General features: G+C 69.1%; 6 protein-coding genes. All 6 read left to right on the forward strand.

Annotated features, from left to right (window positions below; all coding sequences use genetic code 11):
• Positions 1 to 408: Hsp70 family protein (locus Q4A20_RS14765; protein WP_303124134.1), on the forward strand; the 408-nt coding region annotated here is incomplete at its 5' end.
• Positions 409 to 545: 137 nt separating this feature from the next.
• Positions 546 to 1,118 carry a nucleotide exchange factor GrpE gene (grpE, locus tag Q4A20_RS14770; RefSeq protein ID WP_303124143.1) on the forward strand — a complete coding sequence of 191 codons (573 nt, stop codon included), beginning with the start codon at positions 546 to 548 and terminating at the stop codon, positions 1,116 to 1,118.
• Between the two features lie 48 nt (positions 1,119 to 1,166).
• The gene (locus tag Q4A20_RS14775; RefSeq protein ID WP_303124136.1) at positions 1,167 to 2,198 is read left to right on the forward strand and encodes a J domain-containing protein; all 1,032 of its coding nucleotides are present in this window, start codon (positions 1,167 to 1,169) and stop codon (positions 2,196 to 2,198) included.
• Complete coding sequence (locus tag Q4A20_RS14780) at positions 2,195 to 2,701, forward strand: heat shock protein transcriptional repressor HspR (protein ID WP_303124137.1); 507 nt, start codon at positions 2,195 to 2,197, stop codon at positions 2,699 to 2,701. Before Q4A20_RS14775 ends, Q4A20_RS14780 begins: the two co-directional genes overlap by 4 nt.
• A gap of 134 nt (positions 2,702 to 2,835) precedes the next feature.
• Positions 2,836 to 3,324: a hypothetical protein gene (locus Q4A20_RS14785; RefSeq protein WP_303124139.1), complete on the forward strand. Its 489-nt coding sequence runs from the start codon at positions 2,836 to 2,838 to the stop codon at positions 3,322 to 3,324.
• A 26-nt stretch (positions 3,325 to 3,350) separates the two neighbouring features.
• A complete protein-coding gene (locus Q4A20_RS14790; protein WP_303124141.1) occupies positions 3,351 to 4,055 on the forward strand; it encodes a hypothetical protein in 705 nt (234 codons plus the stop codon).
• Positions 4,056 to 4,695: the final 640 nt, after the last annotated feature.

The raw sequence follows: 4,695 nt of genomic DNA on the forward strand, positions 1-4,695 counted from the left end.
CTGCCCAAGGAGGACATCGACCGCATGGTCAAGGAGGCCGAGGCCCACGCCGAGGAGGACAAGAAGCGTCGTGAGGAGGCCGAGACCCGCAACACCGCGGAGCAGCAGGCCTACTCCATTGAGAAGCTGCTGAAGGACAACAAGGACAAGCTTCCCGAGGACGTCAGCTCCGAGGTCTCTGCCGCCGTCGACGAGCTCAAGAAGGCCCTGGAGGGCACGGACATTGAGCCGGTCAAGGCCGCCCAGGAGAAGCTGAACGAGGTCTCCCAGAAGATCGGCCAGGCCCTGTACGCCTCCGAGCAGGCCGCCCAGGCTGCCGGAGACGCCGCCTCCGCCCAGTCGCAGTCCTCCTCCGAGGACGACGACGTCGTGGACGCCGAGATCGTCGACGACGAGGACGCCAAGTGAGCAGCGACCCGGACAAGCGCCCGGAGGAGGGCTTCGAGCACAGCATTGAGCCCGACTCGGTGCGGGACGGAGTGCAGGACCGGGCCGGGGTCGCCGACTCCGGCGCCGGGCGGGCCGACGATACCGCTTCCGGCGGAATCGACCCGGCGCTCGCCGATGAGATCGAATCCGCCTTCGACGGCGTCGACCTGGGATCCGCGGCCCAGGGCGGCGCCACGGAGGAGGGCACCGAGACCGCCGAGCGTGAGGCGCCCTCCGAGCTGGAGCAGGCGCGCACCCAGGCCGCCCAGGCGGCCGACGACCTGGCCCGTGTCCGCGCCGACCTGTACAACCTCCAGCAGGAGTACCAGGGATTCGTGCGACGTTCCCGCGAGAGCGCGGCCGGGCACCGCGAGGCGGGGCAGGCGAGCGTCGTCGAGACCCTCATCCCGGTGCTTGATGAGATCGAGTTGGCCCGCCAGCACGGCGACCTGACCGGTACCTTCGGCACCATCGCAGGCAAGCTGGAGCAGATCCTGGCCGACAAGTTCGGCCTGGTTCGCTTCGGCGAGGTCGGGGACGTGTTCGATCCCAAACTCCACGAGGCCCTCATGGCCACCGAGTCCACCGAGGTGACCGAGCCGAGTATCGCGCTGGTGCTCCAGCCCGGCTACCGGCTCGGCGAGCGGGTGGTCCGGGCGGCCCGGGTGCAGGTCGCCAACCCGGCGTGAGGCGGTAACCGAAACGGAAGCAGGAACAGAGAAAGGAGACGGTGAGCCATGGCCAGTCAGGACTGGATGACCAAGGACTTCTATGCGGTCCTCGGCGTCGCCAAGGACGCCGACTCCGCCGCGATCAAGAAGGCCTACCGCGCACTCGCCAAGAAGTACCACCCCGACCGCAACCCCGGCGACGCCGCGGCGGCGGAGAAGTTCAAGGAGATCGGCGAGGCCTATGCCGTGCTGTCGGACGCCAAGGAGCGCCAGCAGTACGACGCCATCCGCTCCATGGCAGGCGGCGGCGCGCGCTTCACCTCCGGTTCCGGGGGCGGCGGCGCCGGCTTCGAGGACATCTTCTCCTCCATGTTCGGCGGCGGCCCCAACGTGCGCTACTCGACCTCCGGCGGAGCCTCCCAGGAGGACCTGGAGGACCTGTTGCGCATGTTCGGCGGAGCGGCCGGCGGCGGTGCTGCGGGTGGCGGGAGACGCGCTCGCGGTCCCTTCGGCTTCGGCGGGTTCTCCTCCCAGCCGCAGCCGGTCAAGGGACCGGACGTGCTCACCAGCGCCACGCTCTCACTGCGCGACGCCGTGTCCGGCACCCTGGCCGAGTTGACCGCCGACGGGCGCACCATCACCGTGCGCATACCTGCGGGGGTGCACGACGGGCAGAAGATCCGCCTGCGCGGCAAGGGCCGCCCCGGCACGGGCGGCGGGGAGAACGGGGACATGGTGGTGACCATCTCGGTGGCCAAGCACCCGGTGTACTCGATCGACCCGGCCAACACCGCGAACCTGCGCATGGATCTGCCGGTCACGCTCAAGGAGGCGGCCCTCGGAGCCACCGTCGAGGTGCCCCTCCTGGACGGCAAGACCAGTCGCGTGCGCATCAAGCCCGGAACCTCATCGGGCACGGTGCTGCGCCTGCGCGGGAAGGGCGTGGTTACCTCCAAGAAGACCGGCGACCTGCTGGTCACCGTGCAGGTGGCCGTGCCCAAGAAGCTCTCCAAGGACGCCAAGGCCGCCCTGGAGGCATTCGATGAGGCCATGGAATCCGATCCCCGTGCGGGCCTCGCTCAGGAGGCGGCCCGGTGACCACACGGCGTTTGACGGGCCAGGGCGTCGACTTCCTCGCCGAGGATGCCGACGAGCGGGCCGTCTACGTCATCTCCGTGGCTGCCGAGTTGGCCGGCATGCATCCCCAGACGCTCCGGCAGTACGACCGCCTGGGGCTCGTCACCCCCGCCCGCACCTCCGGGCGGGGGCGGCGCTACTCCCACAGTGACGTCGAGCGGCTGCGGCGCGTGCAGGCGCTGAGTCAGGAGGGCATCAACCTGGAGGGGATCCGTCGCATCCTCGAGTTGGAGCGGCGCCTGGAACGCCTGGAGGAGGAGAACCGTTCCCTGCGCGCCCGCCAGGCAGCTGTCGAGCGGGTCTTCGCGGCGGCCGCCGACGGCGAAGTGCAGGTGGTGCCGGTCGCTCCCGGGCGCCGTGCCCGCGGCCGAGCGCACCTTCAGGGAGAGGGTGTGGCCGGGCGAACCGACGGGGGCTCCTCCGCACGGCCCGGGACCGCCATTGTGGTGCGTCGCTCGTGGTGAGCCGGGACGGTACCGGCCCGGGGCCGGGTGGGCGAGACGCCTGCCGCAGGTGATAAGGCACTCAGCTCGTGATCCCCGCGTCCGCGGGCGGTAGGCTGAGCCCGCTACTGCACAGAAAGTGAAGGAATACACGCATGACTCAGTCCCCCAATCCCGGACAGCCCTACATCCCGCCGTCGGCCGGCTCTGCTCCGAGCAGTTACAACCCGCAGCAGTATGTTCAGCAGCCGCAGCAGCCGACCCAGTACCAGCCGGCACAGCCCGGCCAGCCGCAGCCCGGCCAGTACGCTCAGGCCGCCTACGTCGGTGACCAGTACGCTCAGGCCGCCGCGCCCAAGGCCGAGTCCCTGATGAACAACCTGTTCGACGGCACGCGCGACTTCGCCTCCAAGTACGGCAGGACCATTTTCACCATCGGCTTTGTCCTGTACGTGACGGCGTGGGTGTTCACCGCGTTCTGGGGCAACTTCTCCACGTATAACAACGAATTCAACTTCCTCGGCTTCCTGCTGCGGCTGATCATCGACATCCCGGGGGTGGCCGTCCAGGTTCTTATTCTGCGTCTGATCATCGAGATCGCCTCCAAGGTCGGCTCCCCGAAGACCGGCACCCCCGCCGCCTGACTACACCACCAATCAAGGAGTAACTGGTGGCCGCCTACGAGACTGAGGACGGCGAGCCCCGCTACGGCAGGCGCCTGGACCCGGAGGAACTGGCCGCCCACCTACGTGAGCGGGGCATCAGGCCTCCGAGCGACGCCGGGGCGCCCGCACAGGAACCGGGCGCGGCCGCGTCTTCACGAGTCACCGCACCCGACGCTGCCTTCCGACGGCGCAGCGGCGTGCGCTCTGCCGCGTCCGGCGGCCCGCGCACGGCCGGTGCTCCGGTGCTGAAGGCTCCGCACCGGTGGCGCCACCTCGGCATCGGCCTGATGCTGATGCTGGTGGTGGCGCCGCTGGCGCTGGTGGTCGGTGTGCTGTCGGTGGTGGAGGGACCCCTCACCCAGGGCGCCCAGTTGGGTGCCGATGGAGCCGTATACCTCAAGGCGGGCACGACCACGGGCCTATACGGCACTTCGGCTACGGCTACCAGCGGCTGTACGGTCTCCGGTCCCGACGGCGTCGAGGTAGTGCTCGCCACCCCCGAGGCGGGGGTGCCCTACGTGACTTTCACCGCCGGCAGTACCGGTGTTCACACCGTCTCCTGCCCGGCCGGTACCTCCGGCCTGGTAGCGGGGCCCACCATGAACCTGGATCGCGTCCCGGTGGCAGCCCTGCTCATTGTGAGCGCCGGCGCCACCGGGGTGGCCGGGCTGGTCATCACCCTGGTCGGCGCCCTCCGTGCCCGCCGCTGAGACGCTGGCGCCGTCCTCCTGGTTGAAGAGTGTCTTGTAGGTGCTCGCGCGGGCATTGCGGCGGCGTTCGGCGTGTGCGCCTGGAATCAGGGGGCCGCGTGGTGGCCGGCGTGTGGCGGAGTGAAGTAAGCGGTGTGCCGCGCCGGTTCATCGTGCTGGACTTGGATAGCGCCATCCCCGCTCCCGGAAATGGAGCCGTCTGCTACGCACTTCGCCGTCCATAAGGCCACTTCGGGGTTAACAATGCCTGTTAACGGTCTGCTGAAGGGCTATGAGGTATACAAGGGCTTCCGGTTTGATGGTGTGGTTGCCTGAGGGTTCCTGGCTTCTTGCGATGGTTGGTGGGGCGTAGGTAGTGCCGTCGTCGGAAGTGCTGGTCCACGTGCTTAACCGTCGTGGTTCTTGACCAGCACTCGTCCAGAGCGCATGAGTGAATACGCGAGGTCGGCGCCGGCGGCAGCGGCGTATGCGTCCCCGGGCCTGGGGGTATGGCAGCAGAATCACTGAATTCACTGACCGGCGTGGCCGGGTAGGCGACGCGGGCCTGCATACCACAGCCGGCGGCGCAAGCCCGCCCAAACCGCAGTTTCCCCTGCAAACACGCCGAAACTGCTTTCCGGCCGGAATCTGGTGACAGGGC

It is taken from the genome of Actinomyces sp. (assembly GCF_030530635.1).
Classification (GTDB): Bacteria; Actinomycetota; Actinomycetes; order Actinomycetales; family Actinomycetaceae; genus Actinomyces.

Excerpts from the sequence above, each read along its gene's own strand:
- Q4A20_RS14785 (WP_303124139.1), top strand. The coding sequence starts at position 2,836 with ATGACTCAGTCCCCCAATCCCGGACAGCCCTACATCCCGCCGTCGGCC.
- Q4A20_RS14775 (WP_303124136.1), top strand. The coding sequence starts at position 1,167 with ATGGCCAGTCAGGACTGGATGACCAAGGACTTCTATGCGGTCCTCGGC.